The following is an 18,869-nucleotide window of genomic DNA, read 5'->3' as shown; positions in this document are numbered from 1 at the left end:
GCCCTCCGTGGCGGGCGTCAGTCATGGCGGCGCCCCTTGAGCTCGACCAGCTGACCCCCTTCAAGGCGCAGCACCCGATCCGCCAGGGCGCCATAGGCGGGGTTGTGGCTCACCAGCAAGAGGCCGGCGCCGGTGCCCCGCACCGCCGTCATCATCAGCGCCATCACCTGCTCGGCGTTGTGTTCATCGAGACTGCCGGTGGGCTCGTCGGCGAGCAGCCACTGGGGCTGGTGAATGAGGGCGCGGGCCAGCGCTACCCGCTGGCGCTGGCCGCCGGAGAGCTGCTCCGGCCAGGCGTGGCGCTTGTGGGCCAGATCTAGGCGCTCCAGCAGGCCCTCGATGCGCGTCTCATCGCGGGCAAGCTGGTTGATGGCAAGGGGCAGGGCGAGGTTCTCGGCCACGGTCAGGGTCGGCAACAGGTTGAAGTCCTGATAGACGATGCCGAAATGGCGGCCACGCAGGCGGGCCCGCTCATCCGCCGACTGGTTGTCAAGGCGGGTCTCCCCCAGCCAGATCTCCCCCTCATCCGGGGGGAGGAGGCCGGCGATGAGATTGAGCAGGGTCGACTTGCCGCAGCCGCTCTGCCCCAGCAGCAGGGTGATCTCGCCGGCCGCCAGGGCCAGATCAAGGTGGTGAAACAGTGGCAGCCGTTCGCTGCCGTTATCGAAGCTCTTGCCAAGATTGCGCAGGGTCAGCATGGGATAACCGGTTGATGGTCAATGGCTTTCATCATGCCATGTACGTTGCCCCCCTGCCTAATGATCACGCGGCTTTGCCTTTGTGCGAGAGTGCCAGTTAGTGATCAAGGCTGCAAAAGAGGTGAGGATCCTGGCTGGATCCCGCTCGCCTGTGGTGGTTAGAATAGGGGCCTCCATGGGTCACAGGATGCGCAAGGATGTTACACAAGCAAGTCAGTTTTATCATCGACAGCAAGGGCAACAAGCAGGCTGCCGTGGTCCCCATCGAGATTTACAACGAGCTGATGACCCTGCAAAAGGCGCTTTCCGACAACAAGCCGGGCGAGCGCGAGCTTTACCACTTCAACGGCAAGGGGGCCGAGGCACACGGTTATCCTGTGGGCAAGCGGCAGAACCCCGGCTTCATGGTGCTGGCGGGCTCCACCGCCAACGGCGAGGATGCGGCTTCCCTGCGCGAGGCGGTGATCGAACTGCGCCAGGAGCTGCTGGGCAAGGGGATCCTGGCCCCGCGCAGCGAAGGGGGCTTTGTCTTTACCGCGGATCAGCTGTTCAACAGCCCGAGCCTGGCCGCCAGCCTGGTGGCGGGCAACAACCGCAGCGGGCTGGACGCCTGGCAAAACAGCGCCGGCTACACCCTCAAGCGCTCGGGGTTTGGCAAGAAGTAGGCTGAGCCTTAGCCCCTCGGGGCAGAGGACCCGTTGACAAGGTGCAGATAACACAAGGCCGCCCCCTGCGATGCAGGTGGGCGGCCTTGTTGTTTGTCGGGGCCGGGACTTATTTTTTGCCGGTCAGCAGCCAGTAGCTCAGGGTCGAGCCGAACCCGCAGCCGGCGATGGCGATGGCCATCGGCAGCGGCGATTCGGGGGGATTGAGGTTGACCAGGATCCCCACCACGGCGCCGATGCCAAAGCGCAAGGTGCCCGCCAGCGCCGAGGCGGTGCCTGCCGACTGCGGGAAGTGGCCCATCAGGCCGGTCATGGCGTTGGCCCCCACCAGGCTGATGTGGCCGACGAACAGCACCACCGGAATGACGATGCCCCACAGGCCGCCGGTCTGGCTCCAGGCGTTGTAAATGAGCAGGGCGCCGGCACAGGGCAGCACCAGCAGGCCGTATTGCAGCATCCGCTCGGCGCCCACCCCCTTCACCAGCCGGCTGTTGACGAAGGTGACCACCATCATCAGCAGGATGTTGAGGCCAAACAGCCAGCCATAGTGCTCGGTCGGTACCTTGAAGTACTCGATGTAGACGTAGGGGGAGGCGCTCAGGAAGGCGAACATGCCGGAGCTTGAGAGCGAGCCGCACAGCACGTAGCCCATGGCGCCGCGATGGGAGAGCACGCCCCAGTAGTTCTTCAGGATCTGGCCGAGGTTGAGGGGCTGCTTGTGCTCGGGCTTCAGGGTCTCCTGAATTTTCCACTGCATCATCAGGCAGATGAGCAGGCTGATCCCCACCAGCAGCCAGAAGATCACCCGCCAGTCGCTGTGGGCGCTGATGTAGCCGCCCACCACCGGCGCGACAAGAGGGGCGAGCGTCATCACCAGAATGACGAACGACATGGCGCGGGAGAAGGCCTCCTTCTCGAACAGGTCGCGCAGCAGCGCATTGACCACCACAGAGCCGGCCGCCCCGCCAGCTGCCTGCAACATCCGATACGCCAGCAGCTCGGGCAGGGAGTCCGCCATGGCGCAGCCCACCGAGGCGATGGCAAACATCACCAGCCCCGCCAGGATCACCGGCTTGCGGCCATAGCTGTCGGCGAGCGGGCCGTAGAACAGCTGGCCGATGGCGAAGCCACCCAGAAAGGCGCTGATGGTGAGCTGGGCGCCGTCGATGCTGGTGGCCAGATCCCGGGCGATGGCCGGAATGGCGGGCAGGTACATGTCGACCGCGAGCGGGGTCAGGCCCGCCAGCGCGCCGAGCAGGATGAACAGGAAACGGGGGGAGAGGGGGGCGTGGGGCATAGGCTATCCAGTCTTGATGAGTGCGAAGTCAGGGAGTGACAAACATCCAGTCTACCAGTTTTGGTGACGGGGGTGATCCTGTATGCCGAGCCAAAGGCCGGGCTCGGCGTGAAAGCGGGGGGCAAACCAGACCCGTTGGCCGCCGGCGGGCAGATCTTCCGGGCCGAGGGGACGCCGGCTGAGCCGGCAGGCCCCTTGTGCCAAAGCGAGGCGAGCATCCCCCTGATACCAGCCGTCGGTGACGGGCAGGGGCGTGGTTTCGCGCAGCAGCCTCACCCCCCACTGGGTCACCAGCGCCGGGCACGCCTGCTCGGCCAACCTGGTGGCCCGGGTCATGGCTGGCGCCGTGGGAGGGGTGAGGGTGCAGAGCAGCAGCAACAGGGCTCCCAGCATGGCTGGCAGCTCGCCCCGGCCCGGCAGCCAGCCTGCCAGCAGCACCAGGCCGAGCAGGGTGATGGGGGCCAGATGGCGGGGATTGTCCGGATTCTGGCCAAACAGGGTCCACAGCAGCAGGATGAGCCAGTAGAGGGGCCAGAGCACGGAGGGGGCTGCATTGTGATCCTTTGACCGTTGCCAGAGTGGCAGTACCAGCAAGGCTCCCATCAATAGGGGCCAGAGCGGGGTCAGCTGCTCGTTGAAGGTACGGGCCCAGCTCAGCAGCCGATCGCCGTGGGCCGCCGCCGTGTTGCCCCACAGGGTAAAGTGGCCGTCGGTAAAGCGGCGCCCCTCGCTGAAATAGGCCCAGCCATCGGCCTGCCAGACAAACAGCAGGCAGGCGAGCCCCACCAGCGCGATGGGGAGCAGAAAGTTAAGCCGCTGACCTTTTTGCGCCATCCCGAGCCAAAGGGGCAGCAGGGTCAGCACGAAGTAGGAGGGGCGCAGCGCCAGCATGAGGCCCAGTAGCAGACCCGCCAGCGCTATCTTGCGCTTTTGCAAGGACAAGAGAGACCCGAGCCAGGCGGCCAGCGCCGGCCCGTCCGAGAGGCCGGAGAGTGCCAGCGTCGGGGTGAGCGGCAGGGCCAGTACCAGCAGCCAGACCGGCGCCAGCAGGCTGGGCCGCTGCCACAATCTGACCGCGAGGGAGGCGGCGAGTGGCGCCAGCAAACTGCTCCCCAAGAGGCTTGCCCACTGCACCGCGCGGGCCGGATCGTCCACCACCAGATTGATCAGCCGCGCCAGCCAGATAAAGGCGGGGTAGCCCGGAAAGTGAGGGGAGAACTCCAGCACGCTGAAGCGCACCACCCCGTGGGCAAAGTTGAGGGCATCGTCGGAATCGAGCGCCACCGGGAAGGCCAGCAGCCAGCCAAGCCAGACCAGTTGCAGCAGGGCAAGCAAGCACGGCCGATTGGCAAAGCGTAATCGGCCGTGGTGACGCCCCCCTTCTCCCGCAAGGTGAGAAGGGGGCAAACCGGCGTCCGGGTGCATCTATCGGCAGGCCGTGCGTAGGGTGGGTAGCGCACAGCGAAACCCACCGTTTGTCACAGCGAGATGGCGCAATGATTGGCAGATTGCCATCAAAGCGGTGCCAGCACGGCCATCAGCGCTTTTTCCGCCTCGGCGAAGGCGGTGACATCGGCAGGCTTGGCACCCACCCCGAACACCCCAGGGTTGCCGATGGCATCCAGCACCTTGGCCAGCGCCTGCTCGGCGGCCTTGCGATCCCCTTCGCTCAGGGAGGGGAGGATCAAATCGAGGAAGCGCTTGCTCTTGACCACCAGCACCTTGGCGGTCTGGTAGTCGCCAAGGTTCTGGCTGGCCCCCTCGAGACGGCGCTCGATCTCCGCCTTGTAGGCCCGGTTGAGCAGGGCGGCGGTAGCCGCGGCGTCTTTGGCCTTGATGGCGGCCGCGAGTGGTGCTTGCAGCTCGACCTTGTGATGCTGTTCCAGATAGGTCAGCTCCTCGGCAATCTCGCTCAAGGTAGCGCTGGCATCCTTGCCGTCAGTGGCGGCGCCCAGCAGTGCCTCGCGGGCATCGATCAGCGGCTCCTTGCCGGCGGCGGCGTAGGAGTAAGCCTGCGCCTGACCGCTCAGGGTCAGCAGCAGGGTGAGGGCGAGTAAACCCGGGCGGATGGTCATCCTGTTCTCCTTACTTATGCCAATGGCGCGGTCAGGCCACGCTCTGGGTTTCGATCACGGTATTTTCGTTGCGATGATTGAAGATGGCGTGACGTCTGTCCACCCCGTCGATCACCATGTCGGCGGCCATCATCCCCATCTCCATGGCGGTGTCGGTGAAGATGTAGCGAAATGTCCCCTGACGGCCGGTCATGATGAGGTTATTGATCGGCATCAGCGCCTTGATGGCTTCGTTGCGACGAGCCTGATAGCCGAGATCCATCAGCGGATAGGCGTACTCGCTGCGTGCTTCGAAGGTCTCATCGCCAAGCTTCTGGGTATCGACGCCGAGGCTGGCGAGATCGGCAGTGACCCGGCCGCGTAGTTCAGCGAGCGGCGCCTGCCAGGTGGCATCACCCGGGTTGCAGGGGATCTCCAGCATCACGGATGTCTGGCCCATTGGCGCCATAAAGGGGCTGCGGCGGCGCGGCTCCTGCAGACGGGTCGCCAGAATATGGGGGTCGGAGAGGTACTGCCAGGTGTTGTCCGACAGGTTCTCCTGTTTGAGCGGCATGTTGACGAAACGCAAGGAGCGGTAGTGCAGATCGCACGGCAAGCCCAGATGCTGGCAGGTGAGCGGCAGCGGCAGGGTGGAGATCACCTGATCAAAGCGCTCGCTCTGCTCCACGTCATCTTGTGACCAATAGACCCGTTCGATGAGGCCATCAGCCTGCTCAAGGCGGGTGATGGTAGCGCCGGTTTTGAGCTCAACCCCTTCGGCAACCAGCCGCTCCCCCAGGGTGGTGAAGATCTGGCCGAAGCCGTACTTGGGGTAGCGGTATTTGCGGGCATAGGTACGCACCGAGATGCTGCCGTTACGTCTTGGCAGCAGGCGGCGCGCCACGTCTTTGAGATCGATCAGGCTGATGCGCTGACCGGCCCAGTCGGCGGAGAGCTGGTCCGGATTGATGCCCCACAGCTTGCCGGTATAGCCCTCGAAGAACTGGCGATAGAGGGTGCGGCCGAAGTGACTCTGGATCCACTCGGCAAAGCTCGCCTTGGCAAAATCGGTGGGCTTCTTGGCAAAAGGCAACAGCAGCAAGTCTTTCACCGCCCCGGCCATCAGGGCGAGCGGCGCCGTCTTGAGCAGGTTGGGCAGGTTCAAGGGGTAGTCATAGGTGCGCCCGCCGAAGCGGATGACGCTCTTGCGCTCGGCGTGGAGCAGATCGTCCCCCATCAGCTCGTCGATAAAGGCGAGCAGCTCGGGGTTCTTGGTGATGAAGCGGTGGCCGCCGTAGTCGAAGCGATACTCGCCGTCGCGCCCCTTGAAGGTCTGGGTGGCGCACATGCCGCCCACCACTGACTCCTGCTCGAACAGGGTGACTGCAAAACCGGCCTGGCGCAGGCGCCAGGCGGCCATCAGACCGGCAGGGCCGGCACCCAGTACCGCAATGTGTTGTGTGTTGTTGTCGCTCATGACTCTTTATCCGAAAAGCTGACCAAAAGAGAAGACGTTGAAAAGGCGGCCCCGCTGAGCCGCCTTGTCATCCGCTGCTGCGCCGCGCTGGGCGATCAGCGCTGGGGACGATAGTTGCGATGCCAGACGGTGACGAAGATCACCAGGTAGCTGGCCCAGGTCAGCAACTGCAGGCCGGCTGGTGAGGCATTGTAGCCAAACAGGGCACGCAGGAAGGTACCAAATACCCCCTGATCGTCGAGAATGTGACTGATGTTGAAGACCGGCGTCGTCCAGAAGGTGATGAGCCCGGCCGCCTGCAGCATGTTGACGGCGGACGACAGCAGTCCGGCGGCGATGATGATGATGAGCAGGCCGGTCCAGCGGAAGAAGGGGGCCAGCGCCACCTTGCGGGTGGAGCGCAGCAGCCCCCACACCAGCACCACCGACAGCAGCAGGCCGCCCAGCGCCCCCATCAGCCCCTCGTGCAGATCCACCCCTTGTCCGGAGTAGACTAGGGCCGAGAAGAACAGCACGGTTTCAAAACCTTCGCGCATCACTGCCAGGAAGGCGAGCAGCACCAGCCCAAACAGGTTGCCGCCGTCGATGGCGGCATCGATGCGCGCCGTCATGGCTCCCACCTGGGATTTGGCCTGCTTCTGCATCCAGACCGCCATGTAGGTGAGCACCAGGGTGGCGAAAATCAGGATCCCCGCCATCAGCAAATGGTTGTAGCGCTCGCTCTCGAACTGGCTCACCACCACCTGGAACAGGAAGGCGACGATGAGGGAGGCAAGCAGACCCAGCCCCACTCCCAGATAGACGAACTTGTTGTAGCGGCTCGCCCCCAGCTTGGCGAGGTAGGAGAGGCAGATGCCGACCAGCAGGAAGGCTTCCAGCCCCTCGCGCAGGGTAATGAGAAAACTTGCAAACATCAGGTTTGAGGCTCCGTAGCGGGCGTGACGGGGAGGGGCTGCAGGGTGAGTTGCAGCCGATTGAGTAGCACTATGGGTGGCTCCGGCAAGCTCGGCTCGGCGGCGCGCACCGCATCATTGACCCACTTGGGGTAAGTGCGGAAATTGAGTTTGATATCGGTCTTGAAGGGCCCCTTGGCATCCGCCGGCAGCGGCCAGGCTTCATCGCGCCAGCCATCGGCTGGAATGCGGGTATCTTCCAAGAGCTTGGCGTAGCGCCAGAACTTGAGCCCCACCGGTTTGCCCTCGGCATCGCCGAATACTTTCCTGAACAGTCGCGCATCCTCGGGGACGGCGCCATCCACCGGCTGGCCGCTGGCAAGCACCCGCTTGCCGCTGGCGTCGGTGACGGTCAGCTCCAGCCAGAGTTCACGGAAATCGGCGACCCCGGTGGGCAGGGCGTGGCCAGCGCCGGTATTGGCGACCCGCACCACCAGCTGCGGGCTAGCGGCACCCTGCTCGATCCGAGCCGAAAGGGTGGCGCTTGAACGCAGCAGCGCCAGACTCTCCTGCTCGAGGGTTGCACTTCTCAGCCCCACCAGCTGGTGCTGGGCGCCGGTAAAGTTGTGGCGATAGAGCCGCTCTTTCACGGTGCCGTTTTCGGTGGACTGGCCGGCCACCGGCGCGCCGCCGTTGCCCGGCTCCGGGTTCATGTGGCAGTCGATGCAGGTGCGCCGTTTGGCGGGATCGTCCGCCTTGGCGAAGCTGGAGTTCTCCCACTCGTCCCAGGTGTTGACGATGTTGGCGCCGGTGCCGGGGGCAAACTCGTTGTGGCACGACTTGCACAGGGCCGCGTCGCGGTAGAAATCCTTCTGGTAAGAGGCCTTGTGCATGGCGGGGCGGGCGTTGATCTGCCGCTCCGCCAGCCAGTGCTGGAGGCTGCCGCCGGCGGCATCCTCGAACACATAGCTCTCGCGGTCTTTCAAATTCACGGTAAAGGCGCTGTTGCCGCCGGCATCTTCTACCTTGGTGATGCGATGGCAGAGCACGCAGCCGGTCCCTTCCTCCACCACGGGCTCGCCTTTCTGGTGGGCTGCGATCAGCGAGGCGCCGCCCTGCTCGAACATGTGGGATCCCTTGGGCAGATCCTGCTGGCCGTTCAGTACCTGCTGGGGCATGTGGCAACCCTGGCACCACTGACCGAACGCTTCTCCTTCGGTTTCGCGGGCCAGGGCCTGTACCACCTTGTAGTAGGGGTGGGAGTTGCCCATAAGCCTGTGGTTGCTCTCGCTCCAGTCCTGGAACGCCTGTTGGTGGCAGTTCTGGCAGGAGGCGGAGTTGAGCCACTCCCTGGGATGAGTGGTCGGCGCCTTGGCGGGATCCGTGCGCGGGGCATCGAGCCTGAGCCAGTTGGCAAGATAGGGGAGGTTGCCATCACTGGTCACGAAGGCGTGCAGATCCTCCATCATCGCCTTCACCTCGGGCTGGGGCTTGGCAGGGTCGACCGGCTCGGCGCCATCGCGGGTGTCATGACCCATGCCGCCCTGGGTCTGCTGGGTCATGCGCAGGTATTCGCCGATAAAGTCCCCCGCCACCATGTTGGCGAGGTTGGCGTGGCCGTTGATGGCATTGTCGCCGCTCTGCTGGCGGTGGGCCGCCATCAGATAGCGGTTGGTGAAGTTGAACCCGTCCAGATGGCAGGAGTTGCAGCTCATCCAGTTGTCCCCCGCCATGGGGAAGCGGCTGTTGGCGGCGGTGTTGCCCAGGTTGAACAACCGCTCGCCACGCTTGAGCGCTTCGGGGCGCGGATCCGTCTCTACCAGTTTGGCGAAGTGGGGCACATCCACGGTGACCCGCGCAAACGGGCCGCTGCCGCCGGTGTTGAGGCGGGTGAGATCCTGCCCCATGACGTTGTGCACCAGGATGTGGTCGCCGTCGACAAACAAGTCCCGCGGATTCTGGCCCGGCAGGTGGCGAAGGAGCTGGGTCGCCTTGGCGCCCCCCTGGAACTTCTTGCGGCGGTGGCGGTTGCTGTTCTGCTTGCCGCTGCGCGACAGGTCGAACACCAGCAGATCCTCCGAGCCCGCCAGGGTTAGGTAGACCCGCTTGCCATCGGCGGCGAAGCGCGCCGCGAACGGGTTGGAGACGATCTGGCTGCGGTTGCCGACGCTGGGCAGGTTGATCTGCAAGAAGAGCTGCTTGCGCTCATCCACCCGCTCTTTCTCTTCATCGAGATCGATGATGGAGACGGCCGGGAAGACGGTGCTCTGAAACTGGAAGGGGTGGTCGAAACTCCACAGCACGTGGGGCAGCCAGGCTTCGCTGCCATCGGGGGAGAGGGTGATGCCGTCCAGCAGGTGCGGCAAGCCTTGCGAGTCGCTTGGGGTGTCGCTGTGGGTCTCGGCCAGGGTGATGAGTCTGGGTTTGGGCAAGGCAGCACTCTTAGCGTCCTTCTCAAGCTTGGCGAGATCATAGATGGCGAGCTGGCCGGTCATGGCGTGGGTGAGCAGCAGGCGATCATTGTCGGTCAAGGCCAGCCCGCGCGGGGTCTCGGCAGTGGCCACATCCAGCTGCAGCTTGCCCGCCGTGTCATAGGCCTGCAGGCGAGCTGATTCGAACAGCGTGACCCAGAACCACTGCCGCTTAGGATCGAAGATGACCCCGTAGGGTCTATGGCCGGTGGGGATCGCCTTGTTCAGGGTGAGATCATCATCCAGCAGCAGCAGGCGATCGCCGCGATAATCGCTCACCAGCAGGGTGCCGTCATCGGCGCGAGCCAGCTGGCGCAGATCGCCACCCAGTTGTGCCTCTTTGAGTCGCTTGCCGCTATCGCGCTCAAGCAGGGTGACCGAGCCGGCGTTCTGGTTGGCGGTGACAAGGCGCGGGGCACTCCCCTCGTCATAGGCAATCATGGCGGTGCCCATCTCCTGGGCCGAGGCGGTCCCCAGCAGCAGGGTGGCGAACATCAGGGATAACAACAACTTCAACATAAGATCAGGTGCGCCATTTCAAGATGGTCCAGCGCCAGGCGTGGCGCAGCACCAGGGGAGTCAACGCGAGCGCGCTCAGCCAGTGGGCCCAGCTGGCAAGGTTGCCCATGCCATCGCCCGGGGTGCCGTGCAGCACCAGCAACAGCCCGCTGACCAGACAGATCAGCAGCAAGGCTTCGATGATGCGGCCGGTGGTGCGTAGGAAAGGCTTGCGGCTTTTGCGCAGCAGGCTGCGATGGGAGAGCCAGAAGGCGCCGAACAGCAGGGGGAACAGGGTGAGCGAGAGGGCGACGTGCAGGAACAGGTTCCAGCGTGCCAGCGACCAGAGCGGGGTCAGCGGTTCCCACAGCAGCAGGCCGGAGAAGAACATCAGATAGAGGGAGCCCTCGGCGGCCTGATGGTGATAGGCCAGCCACTGCCAGCAGTGTCGTGGTGAGAGGGAAAGGCTTGTCATAAGTGCTCCAACGCCCGGGCAGTGCAGCCCGGGGGAGCAAGTTTACAATGCAGGAAAGGTAATGAAAAGAGTTATCAATTCCGCTCTTGATGAATAAAGGCTGAATGAAAACCGGCGCTATTTGTGGTCCGCCAGCCGCTCGGTCACCGCGTAGATGAGCGCCGCAGTGGAGAAGGCGAGGAACACGATCACCGACCACTTCATCTCCACCTCGTTGCCGACCCCGTCATCCAGGAAGGCCTTGAGCACTTCAATCCCGGCAATGGTGACCAGGGAGTTGATGACGATGAGCTTGAGGGAGGCGAAGTTGATCTTGCTGAGCCAGTTGTTGCCAAGCGCCTCGCGCTGCTCCTGGGTCTGGATGAACTGCACATAGCCGCAGATGGAGACCAGGATCAGCATCTGGGCCACCAGCACGAAGTCCACCAGAGTGAGTACGCCGGTGATGAGGTCCATGTAGTGAATGCCTACGATGTCGATGCACAGGGCATAAAGCAGCATGGCGAATTTCACCATCAGCAGGGCCACGCAGACCAGAATGCAGACATAGAAGGGGAACATCATCAACCGGCTGCCATTGAGCATGAAGTTGAAACGGCGCATGAAAACTCCTGAAGAGGGTGAGGTTGCGCTGATTATGGCGCGGATCCGCCATCGAGGGCATCCCTGTTTGCGCACAGAGGGCTGATGGCGGCAGAGCAAGCGGAAACGAAAAAAGCCCAGCCATAAGGCTGGGCTTTCGAATGTGGCTCCCTCGACAGGACTTGAACCTGTGACATACGGATTAACAGTCCGCCGTTCTACCGACTGAACTACGAGGGAATTGGCTCCTCCTACTGGACTTGAACCAGTGACATACGGATTAACAGTCCGCCGTTCTACCGACTGAACTAAGGAGGAATTGCCTGTCTCGTCGAGACGGTGCGGATATTAATGGCCCATCCGCCGGGTGTCAACCCGCGATCCGCTGCAAAAAGGGGATTTTGGCCCGTTTGCCCAAAACTTGGCCGCTGCGGACTATTTTCAGCACAATCAGCAGCTTGGCGTTGACCTCTCGGGCTCATCGAGACGGCTCAGTGGCATGAAGAGGGGATGGATGAGGATATGCCGAGGCATGGTGCGGGATAAGCAGCTGTCTTATGGCCGAACAATGGTAGACATAAAGGAGGGGAGAGGCAGGGACACGCATAAGGGTGGGGTAAATTGGTTAGCAGGCGAAGTGAGTGTGCTGCGTAATGGTGAGAAAAGTGGTCGATATGCTGACAATAAACGGTAATTCTGCGTGGTAACGGCCATTCATTGATCCCGCCCATCGAAATATTTCATCGGCTGGGGTATGGTTGGCCAGGATACCATCGCCGTGTCGACAGCTCTGCCGGCCCTTGATGATGATCGGGCGCCGGTTCAATCCGGCCTTTATCTCCCTCTTCTGGTATTACGAATACATGCACAACCAAGCACCTTTGCAAAGCGTGAAGCTGGCCATTGCTTTACGCCAATCCTGTATTGACGAACCCTACAGCGTTCCCCGCTTCGGCCGCGACCTGATCGCCGGCATCACGGTCGGCATCATCGCCATTCCGCTGGCCATGGCGCTGGCCATCGCCAGTGGCGTGCCACCGCAGCACGGTCTCTATACCGCCATCATCGCCGGCATCGTCATCGCCGTGACCGGCGGCTCCCGCTTCTCCATTTCGGGGCCGACCGCCGCTTTCGTGGTGATCCTCTATCCGGTGGCCCAGCAGTTCGGCGTGGGCGGTCTGTTGATGGCGACCCTGATCTCGGGCTTCTTTCTGGTGGCCATGGGGGTGGCCCGGCTCGGACGCCTCATCGAGTACATTCCGCCTTCGGTGACCCTGGGCTTCACCGGTGGTATCGCCATCGTGATTGCAACCCTGCAGATCAAGGACTTCTTCGGCCTGCATGTGCCCGAGATGCCGGAAACCTACCTCGGCAAGGTCGAGGCGCTGGCCCATGCCCTGCCCAGCTGGCAGTGGGGGGATACGCTGGTCGGCATTGCGACCCTGGCGGTGCTGCTGCTCTGGCCGCGCCTGCGGCTGCCGGTGCCAGGCCACCTGCCCGCCGTGCTGGTGGGGGTGGGCCTTGGCTTTGGCCTGCATCAGTTCGGGGTGGACGTCGCCACCATCGGCAGCAAGTTCAGCTATACCCTGGCCGATGGCAGCCAGGGCATGGGGATCCCGCCCATCGCGCCGACCCTGGTAATGCCCTGGGCTCTGCCGGGGCCTAATGGCTCGCCAGTGGAGTGGAACCTGGCCGCCATCGAGCGCCTGTTGCCTGCCGCCTTCTCCATGGCGATGCTGGGGGCCATCGAATCCTTGCTCTGCGCCGTGGTGCTGGATGGCATGACAGGTCGCAAGCACAGCTCCAACGCCGAGCTGGTGGGGCAGGGGCTTGGCAACATAGTCGCCCCCTTCTTCGGCGGCATCACCGCCACCGCCGCCATTGCCCGCTCCGCCGCCAACGTGCGGGCCGGGGCTACTTCTCCCATCTCCGGCATCGTGCATGCGCTGGTGGTGCTGGCGGCCATCCTGGTGCTGGCGCCCTGGCTCTCCTGGCTGCCGCTCTCGGCCATGGCGGCCCTGCTGCTCATCGTCGCCTGGAACATGAGCGAGGCGTACAAGGTGGTGGAGCTGATCCGGCGTGCCCCCAAATCCGACGTGCTGGTGCTCTTGGTCTGTCTGTCGCTGACCGTCATCTTCGACATGGTCATCGCCATCACCTTCGGGGTGATCCTCGCCTCCCTGCTGTTCATGCGCGAGATTGCCAAGATGACCAAGCTGCACGATCTGGCGGATCACAAGCGCTATGCCCATGAGGTACCGGAGCAGGCGCTGCTCTACAAGATCAACGGCCCGCTGTTCTTTGCTGCCGCCGAGCGGGTGTTCGGCGAGCTGGTAGCCCAGGTCAAGGGCCACAAGCTGCTGGTGCTGCAGATGGAGGCGGTCTCCATCCTGGACGCCGGCGGGCTCTCCGCCTTCCTGCAGTTTGAAAAGCAGATGGCCAAGGCGGGAGTGCAACTGCGGGTCGCCGAGTTGCAGTTCCAGCCGCTCAAGACCCTGGCGCGCGCCAAGGTGCGTCCGGTGCCCGGTCAGCTGGAGTTTTACGGCTCGCTGGAAGAGGCGCTCAAAGGCGAGCACTTGCACGAAGCGACTGGAAATTGATGGAAAGGGATACGAAACGGCATGTTTTTAGTCACTTGGTTCGGATAATGAGCAAACGAACGCAAAACGTGAAAAATTGCATTGACCGCATGCCGTCGTATCCCGTACATTACGCCCCGTTCCAGCGCAACAGCGCTGCGAACACCGTGCTGGCTGAGCACGTTAAACAGCAGACCAAAATTTGGTGAGGTGTCCGAGTGGCTGAAGGAGCACGCCTGGAAAGTGTGTATACGGCAACGTATCGAGGGTTCGAATCCCTCCCTCACCGCCAAATTACAAAAAACCGACCTGATGGTCGGTTTTTTGCTTTGGGCGTAGCAATACCTGCTCTCGCTAACAATTGGCAAAGGCCCCGTCGCAAGACGGGGCCTTTTGTTTATCAGGAAGCGTTGTTTATCAGGAGACGGTTTGTCACCTCGCAGCGGCCAGCCTCAACCGTGCGGTTCCACCACCGTCATGGTAAAGCGCAGCATGCTGTCGCCTGCGTTGCGATAGGCGTGGGGCAGGTCGGTGCGGGCCACGGCCGAGCAACCCTGAGTGACGGCAAGCTCGCTCGCTCCCAGCTGCAGTTGCAGGGTGCCCTGCTCGACGTGAAACAGCTCCACCGTGCCGGGCGGGTGGCCGTCAGAGTCAAACTGCTCGCCGGGGTACAGTTGCCAATGCCACAGCTCGATCATGTCCGGTCCCCGGGTACCGGCCAGCAGGCGGGCCGAGCCGCCGAGCGGGCCCTGCCACAGGGTCGGGATGGCTTGCGGCTCGATCAGGTGCACCGTCGGGGTGCTGGCTACGTCGACGATATCGGCAACCGATACCCCGAGCGCGGCGGCCAGCTTGCACAGGATGGCGATGCTGGGGTTGGCCGCCCCCTTTTCGATTTCGACCAGCATCCCCTTGCTCACCCCGGCCCGGCGCGACAGCTCATCGAGCGACAATCGGCCCTGTTGTCTGTACTCCTTGAGCCGGCGGGAGACGGCGGCGGTGACATGCCCCACGTCGGCGCCGGCATCGGTCGTTATATTGACTCTCTTGGTCATCGGTCATTATCATGAAATAAAATAGTCGATATAAGGATATTCCATGAGATCGGTACAACCGTCAATCGATCCCGCGCTGGCGACGCTGGCCCCGGGATTTCGGGCTATCAGCATTACCCTGCAGGCCGACGAGATCGTCAATCCGGCCATCGCCGTCGATGAGTTGGCGCAGGCCTGCCAGCGGGTTCTGCACGACCCCGCGCCCTGGACCGAGGCACATCTGGCCGCCTGGGCTGCGGTATTCAAGGGGTTTGGCGCCAAGCCCCAGCGTACTCCCTGTTCGGCGGATGCCCTGCGCAAGCGGGTGCTGCGTGATGGCGCTCTGCCGAGCATCGATCCCGTGGTGGATCTCTACAACGCCATCAGCCTTGCCTATGCCCTCCCGGTCGGCGGGGAAAACCTGGCCGCCTATGTCGGGACGCCCCGGCTGGTCATTGCCGATGGTAGCGAAGCCTTTGACACCATGAAAGAGGGGGCGCCGGCGCAGGAGTGCCCGGAGGCGGGCGAGGTGATCTGGCGCGACGATCTGGGCGTTACCTGCCGGCGCTGGAACTGGCGTCAGGGGGTGAGAACGCGCCTGGATAGCGATGCCAGACAGATGTGGTTCATTCTGGAGAGCCTGCCCGAGATGCCGCTGGCGGCCTTGCAGGAGGCCGCTGCCAGGCTGGTGGACGGGCTGCGGCGCATGATGCCTGACGCCCGCATCGAGCAGAGCCTGGTCGGCTTCGATCTTCCTTGAACCCGGCAGCAGGGGCGCCCTTAATCTCAACGCTGAGAGGAAGGGCGCCCCCGCCGTGGTATTGCTGCTCCCGCCATGAGGAGAGGCCAACTTATTGCCTGATGACGGCATAACAGGGCCCACATCGCAGGCCCGTACCCGCTTGCTCAGGCCAGCTTCAACATCGGCATCTGTTCGCGTTTGTCGCAATGCCTGAGATGGACCCGGCTGGTCAGGCGGGTCAGCAGTTCGTAGGGGATGGTGCCTATCTTTTCGGCCACCTGTTCCACCGGCAGCCCTTCCCCCCACAGCGTTACTTCGTCTCCCACCTTGTCGCTGGCTGCCGGCCCCAGATCGACGGTGATCATGTCCATGGAGACCCGACCCACGATGGGTACCCGGCGGCCATTGAGCAGCATGGGGGTCCCTTCGGGCGCCATACGCGGATAGCCATCCCCGTAGCCCGCCGCCACCACGCCGAGGGTGGTATTTCGATCTGCCACCCAGTGCCCCCCATAGCCGACCGTTTCGCCCTGCGCGCAGGCGCGGGTGGCGATAAGTTGGCTCTTGAGGGTCATGACCGGGCGCAGATCATGGTCGACGGCGAGCTGACCCGTAAACGGGGAGGCGCCGTAGAGCATAAGGCCGGGCCGGATCCAGTCGCTGCGCGATGCCGGCCAGGCGAGGATGCCGGCGGAGTTGGCCATGGCCCGCTCGCCCGGCAGATGAGCAGAGAGGCGGTTGAACTCCTCGATCTGCAACTGAGTGGCCTGGGTATCCTGTTCATCGGACTGGCTGAAGTGCGTCATCAGATGGAACGGCTGCACCACGTTGCGACAATGGCTCAGCCGCTCGATGAAGGCGGGCAGCTCCTCGGCGCGCAGCCCGAGCCGGTTCATCCCGGTATCGAGCTTGAGCCACACCTTGATGGGGGCGGGCAGAGTGGCCTGCTCGAGCAGTGCCAGCTGCTCCCAGGTATGCAAGGTGGTTTGCAGTTCGTGTTTCACCAGCAGCGGCAAGGCCTCGGCACTGAAGAAGCCTCCCAGCACCAGAATGGGCTTGGTGATGGCGTTGGCGCGCAGCACCAGCGCCTCCTCGACCCTGGCCACCGCATAGGCATCGGCCTGGGCGAGTGCATGGGCCACCGGCAGCAGCCCGTGGCCATAGGCATTGGCCTTGAGTACCGCGATGATCTTGCTGTGGGGGGCATGGCGGCGCACCACGGCGAAATTGTGCTGGAGTGCATCGATATCGATGCTGGCCGTAACTGTGTTCATCATGGGGTCGGGTGTCTGCTCGATGAGAAGTTGGCTGCTGGTTTCAATCCTGATCCGGTGATCCTGGCTGCCGCGACGGGCAAACGGGGGGTCACTGAATCATGTTGTTTTATATGCTTTAAAATGTAAAAAGATGTTATCAGTTGTTTTTTGGTTGGTAAATTATGTGGCGAATGGGAATATGAAAATGCGCAAAATACGGGATATTCCTCTGTATAAATTTGCCTGCCAACGCTTTCTCTGGCTCCCTATGACCCAGTATTTATCACTGGTTTTGTCCCTCCAAACGGGAGGGGAATGAGGCTGTTTTGGGCTGTTTTTGATGGATGTTTGAGCGGATGCCGCTCTGATGTCGGCATTCCAGCGCCGGCCGTCGTGAGCCCGCGGCAAAGAGGCGGGGTAAAGATGGGAGCTTGATGGCAGGATAAGGAGGAGGGACCCGCCCGGCCCATGGTCGGGCAGGTCGTGGTTATACCTTGAAGAACCCGATGCCCTGGTTGAGCTGCTGGATGATGGTGGTCAGCTGGGAGGCGTCGTGATTGACGCTCTCGGCGGCGGAGACGTTCTCCAGCGACATCTGGGTGATCTCTTCCACCGACTGGGCGATGAGCTGGCTGGCGGCAGCCTGCTCGTGGAGCATGGAGCTTATCTCCTGGATCAGCTCCACCACCTTGCGGGAGCTCTGATCCACCTGGGCCATGGTTTCGCTGGATCCCTCGGTGGTCTCCCGTACCGTGCTCATGCTGTCGGAGCAGGCGTTCATCCCCTTGACCGCGCTGGTGGCCCCCTGCTGGATGGAGGTGAGCATCTCGTTGATCTCCTGGGTGGCCTGGGTGGTGCGCGCCGCCAGGGTCCGTACCTCGTCGGCCACCACGGCGAAGCCACGGCCCATGTCGCCGGCCCGGGCCGCTTCGATGGCGGCGTTGAGCGCCAGCAGGTTGGTCTGATCCGCGACCCCCTGGATCATCACCGAGATCTGGCTGATGCGGGTGATGTCGTCAAACAGTCCCTGCACCTGCTTGGCGGAGTCGTTGACCGCCGTGGTGACCCTGAGCACCTCCTGGGAGGCGTGCTTGACCTGCTTCTCGCCAGCCTTGGCTATCTCCCCGGATTGCATCACCACGCTGTTGGCCTGATTGGCAAACGAGGAGAGCTGGGAGACGGAGGTAGTAAGCTCTTCGACCGAGGCGGCCGTGTTGGCGGTGGCGAGGGACTGCTGCTGGGAGCTGGTATTGACCTGCTCGGCCGCCGCCCCCAGCTGGGAGGCACTGGCGGTGAGGCTTTCGGCAGCATGCTGCATGGTCGAGACGATGTCGCGCAGGCTGCGGCGGGTGCTGATCATCGCCTGCTGCATGCGGGTCAGCTCGTCGTTGCCCTCGGCCTGATCCGGGGCGGTGAGCCGGCCCTGCGCCAGTTGCTGCAGATCCTGCATGATGGCGAGCAGCGGCTGGTTGATGCTGCTGCTGAGCAACCAGCCCAGCAGCAAGGAGAGCAGCACCGAGATGGCGAGTATGGTGTAGGTGGCGGTGGTGATGTCGCTGGCAATCACGTCGCTCTCATCAAAGGCCTGTTTGCCCAGCCCCTGATTGATGTCGACCAGCTTGCTGAGCAGATCGTCCACCACCTGAAACGTGGTGGCGGCCTCGCCCTTCATCAGCTTGATGGCGCTGTCGTTGTCGTTGGCTGCACTTGCCGCCATCGCCTTGTGCGCCGCTTCCTTGTAGAGCGGCCAGGCGCGGTCAAAGTCCGCCAAGGCTACTTTCTCCGGTTCGCTCAGCTGGGTTGCCCGGTACTTGTCCAGCAGGGCGACCATCTTCTGCTCGTGCAGATCCATATCCCTGGCAATCTTGTCCATGCCGCTTTGGGTCGGCTCGATGACGTAATCGAACAGCGAGCGGTTGTGATAGATGGCCTGCATGTTGGCGTTGGCGACATCCGTGATGGGGGTCAGGATGTTGAGGTACATGTCGTTAAGCATGTCATTGATGGTGTTGGTGTTCTGCTTGCCGTAGAGCCCGACCCCGATCAGGATGAGATTCAGCAACAGGAAGGAGACGATAAGCCGCGTCTTGATGGAGAGCTGGCGAAGTAGGTTGTTCATGGTAGCCTCATGCTTGTTTCAAGCGTCCA

General features: G+C 63.1%; 15 protein-coding genes and 3 tRNA genes. 4 read left to right on the top strand and 14 right to left on the bottom strand.

The genetic code is table 11. The features are described 5' to 3' along the window. Positions 1–17: 17 nt before the first annotated feature. Positions 18–698 carry an ABC transporter ATP-binding protein gene (locus ACPW75_RS10150; RefSeq protein WP_077096874.1) on the bottom strand — a complete coding sequence of 227 codons (681 nt, stop codon included), beginning with the start codon at positions 696–698 and terminating at the stop codon, positions 18–20. Between the two features lie 197 nt (positions 699–895). Between ACPW75_RS10150 and ACPW75_RS10145 the strand changes: the two genes are divergently transcribed. Beyond that, positions 896–1,363, top strand: a complete 468-nt coding sequence (locus tag ACPW75_RS10145; protein WP_016351033.1) for a DUF4357 domain-containing protein — start codon at positions 896–898, stop codon at positions 1,361–1,363. Positions 1,364–1,472: 109 nt separating this feature from the next. Here ACPW75_RS10145 and ACPW75_RS10140 read toward each other — a convergent pair whose 3' ends face one another. The 10 genes from ACPW75_RS10140 to ACPW75_RS10095 form a co-directional block, all read right to left on the bottom strand. Then, entirely contained in the window at positions 1,473–2,660 is a 1,188-nt protein-coding gene (locus ACPW75_RS10140; RefSeq protein WP_016351032.1) for a Bcr/CflA family multidrug efflux MFS transporter, read from the bottom strand. A 51-nt stretch (positions 2,661–2,711) separates the two neighbouring features. Beyond that, positions 2,712–3,995: a hypothetical protein gene (locus ACPW75_RS10135; protein ID WP_077096876.1), complete on the bottom strand. Its 1,284-nt coding sequence runs from the start codon at positions 3,993–3,995 to the stop codon at positions 2,712–2,714. A gap of 179 nt (positions 3,996–4,174) precedes the next feature. Continuing rightward, complete coding sequence (locus ACPW75_RS10130; protein ID WP_077096878.1) at positions 4,175–4,735, bottom strand: hypothetical protein; 561 nt, start codon at positions 4,733–4,735, stop codon at positions 4,175–4,177. A gap of 31 nt (positions 4,736–4,766) precedes the next feature. Further along, positions 4,767–6,191 carry an FAD-dependent oxidoreductase gene (locus ACPW75_RS10125; RefSeq protein WP_077096880.1) on the bottom strand — a complete coding sequence of 475 codons (1,425 nt, stop codon included), beginning with the start codon at positions 6,189–6,191 and terminating at the stop codon, positions 4,767–4,769. Between the two features lie 95 nt (positions 6,192–6,286). Beyond that, the gene (locus ACPW75_RS10120) at positions 6,287–7,105 is read right to left on the bottom strand and encodes an FTR1 family iron permease (protein WP_077096882.1); all 819 of its coding nucleotides are present in this window, start codon (positions 7,103–7,105) and stop codon (positions 6,287–6,289) included. Continuing rightward, positions 7,105–10,074 carry a hypothetical protein gene (locus ACPW75_RS10115; protein WP_179101464.1) on the bottom strand — a complete coding sequence of 990 codons (2,970 nt, stop codon included), beginning with the start codon at positions 10,072–10,074 and terminating at the stop codon, positions 7,105–7,107. The genes ACPW75_RS10120 and ACPW75_RS10115 overlap by 1 nt, the downstream gene beginning before the upstream one ends. A gap of 4 nt (positions 10,075–10,078) precedes the next feature. After that, positions 10,079–10,528, bottom strand: a complete 450-nt coding sequence (locus ACPW75_RS10110; protein WP_077096884.1) for a hypothetical protein — start codon at positions 10,526–10,528, stop codon at positions 10,079–10,081. A gap of 117 nt (positions 10,529–10,645) precedes the next feature. Beyond that, positions 10,646–11,131: a YqhA family protein gene (locus tag ACPW75_RS10105; RefSeq protein WP_011706364.1), complete on the bottom strand. Its 486-nt coding sequence runs from the start codon at positions 11,129–11,131 to the stop codon at positions 10,646–10,648. 143 nt (positions 11,132–11,274) lie between these two features. After that, positions 11,275–11,350 (bottom strand) — tRNA-Asn (locus tag ACPW75_RS10100). A 2-nt stretch (positions 11,351–11,352) separates the two neighbouring features. Continuing rightward, positions 11,353–11,428, bottom strand: a tRNA-Asn gene (locus ACPW75_RS10095). Positions 11,429–11,913: 485 nt separating this feature from the next. Here ACPW75_RS10095 and dauA point away from each other — a divergent pair. Next, complete coding sequence (gene dauA, locus ACPW75_RS10090; protein WP_179101465.1) at positions 11,914–13,710, top strand: C4-dicarboxylic acid transporter DauA; 1,797 nt, start codon at positions 11,914–11,916, stop codon at positions 13,708–13,710. Positions 13,711–13,893: 183 nt separating this feature from the next. Beyond that, positions 13,894–13,981 (top strand) — tRNA-Ser (locus tag ACPW75_RS10085). 160 nt (positions 13,982–14,141) lie between these two features. Here the strand turns inward: ACPW75_RS10085 and ACPW75_RS10080 are convergent. Then, complete coding sequence (locus ACPW75_RS10080; protein ID WP_077096890.1) at positions 14,142–14,744, bottom strand: helix-turn-helix domain-containing protein; 603 nt, start codon at positions 14,742–14,744, stop codon at positions 14,142–14,144. Positions 14,745–14,787: 43 nt separating this feature from the next. Here ACPW75_RS10080 and ACPW75_RS10075 point away from each other — a divergent pair, with 43 nt between their 5' ends. Next, positions 14,788–15,483 (top strand): B3/B4 domain-containing protein, encoded by a 696-nt coding sequence (locus ACPW75_RS10075; RefSeq protein ID WP_077096892.1) that lies wholly within the window; start codon positions 14,788–14,790, stop codon positions 15,481–15,483. A 146-nt stretch (positions 15,484–15,629) separates the two neighbouring features. Here the strand turns inward: ACPW75_RS10075 and alr are convergent, their stop codons facing one another. Both alr and ACPW75_RS10065 read right to left on the bottom strand, forming a co-directional pair. Then, positions 15,630–16,742, bottom strand: a complete 1,113-nt coding sequence (gene alr / locus ACPW75_RS10070; protein ID WP_179101466.1) for an alanine racemase — start codon at positions 16,740–16,742, stop codon at positions 15,630–15,632. 466 nt (positions 16,743–17,208) lie between these two features. Beyond that, positions 17,209–18,840, bottom strand: a complete 1,632-nt coding sequence (locus ACPW75_RS10065; RefSeq protein WP_077096893.1) for a methyl-accepting chemotaxis protein — start codon at positions 18,838–18,840, stop codon at positions 17,209–17,211. Positions 18,841–18,869: the final 29 nt, after the last annotated feature.

Origin of the sequence: Aeromonas sp. FL131 (genome assembly GCF_049860615.1) — a bacterium.
Classification (GTDB): Bacteria; Pseudomonadota; Gammaproteobacteria; order Enterobacterales; family Aeromonadaceae; genus Aeromonas; species Aeromonas hydrophila.
Note: the sequence above shows the minus strand (reverse complement) of the source record. Positions and strands in the feature narration are given on the sequence as shown.

What these genes read in the sequence shown, in the direction of transcription:
- ACPW75_RS10150 (WP_077096874.1), bottom strand. Translation starts at nt 698, where the DNA reads ATGCTGACCCTGCGCAATCTTGGCAAGAGCTTCGATAACGGCAGCGAA.
- ACPW75_RS10145 (WP_016351033.1), top strand. Translation starts at nt 896, where the DNA reads ATGTTACACAAGCAAGTCAGTTTTATCATCGACAGCAAGGGCAACAAG.
- ACPW75_RS10140 (WP_016351032.1), bottom strand. Translation starts at nt 2,660, where the DNA reads ATGCCCCACGCCCCCCTCTCCCCCCGTTTCCTGTTCATCCTGCTCGGC.
- ACPW75_RS10130 (WP_077096878.1), bottom strand. Translation starts at nt 4,735, where the DNA reads ATGACCATCCGCCCGGGTTTACTCGCCCTCACCCTGCTGCTGACCCTG.
- ACPW75_RS10125 (WP_077096880.1), bottom strand. Translation starts at nt 6,191, where the DNA reads ATGAGCGACAACAACACACAACACATTGCGGTACTGGGTGCCGGCCCT.
- ACPW75_RS10120 (WP_077096882.1), bottom strand. Translation starts at nt 7,105, where the DNA reads ATGTTTGCAAGTTTTCTCATTACCCTGCGCGAGGGGCTGGAAGCCTTC.
- ACPW75_RS10115 (WP_179101464.1), bottom strand. Translation starts at nt 10,074, where the DNA reads ATGTTGAAGTTGTTGTTATCCCTGATGTTCGCCACCCTGCTGCTGGGG.
- ACPW75_RS10110 (WP_077096884.1), bottom strand. Translation starts at nt 10,528, where the DNA reads ATGACAAGCCTTTCCCTCTCACCACGACACTGCTGGCAGTGGCTGGCC.
- ACPW75_RS10105 (WP_011706364.1), bottom strand. Translation starts at nt 11,131, where the DNA reads ATGCGCCGTTTCAACTTCATGCTCAATGGCAGCCGGTTGATGATGTTC.
- dauA (WP_179101465.1), top strand. Translation starts at nt 11,914, where the DNA reads ATGATGATCGGGCGCCGGTTCAATCCGGCCTTTATCTCCCTCTTCTGG.
- ACPW75_RS10080 (WP_077096890.1), bottom strand. Translation starts at nt 14,744, where the DNA reads ATGACCAAGAGAGTCAATATAACGACCGATGCCGGCGCCGACGTGGGG.
- ACPW75_RS10075 (WP_077096892.1), top strand. Translation starts at nt 14,788, where the DNA reads ATGAGATCGGTACAACCGTCAATCGATCCCGCGCTGGCGACGCTGGCC.
- alr (WP_179101466.1), bottom strand. Translation starts at nt 16,742, where the DNA reads ATGATGAACACAGTTACGGCCAGCATCGATATCGATGCACTCCAGCAC.
- ACPW75_RS10065 (WP_077096893.1), bottom strand. Translation starts at nt 18,840, where the DNA reads ATGAACAACCTACTTCGCCAGCTCTCCATCAAGACGCGGCTTATCGTC.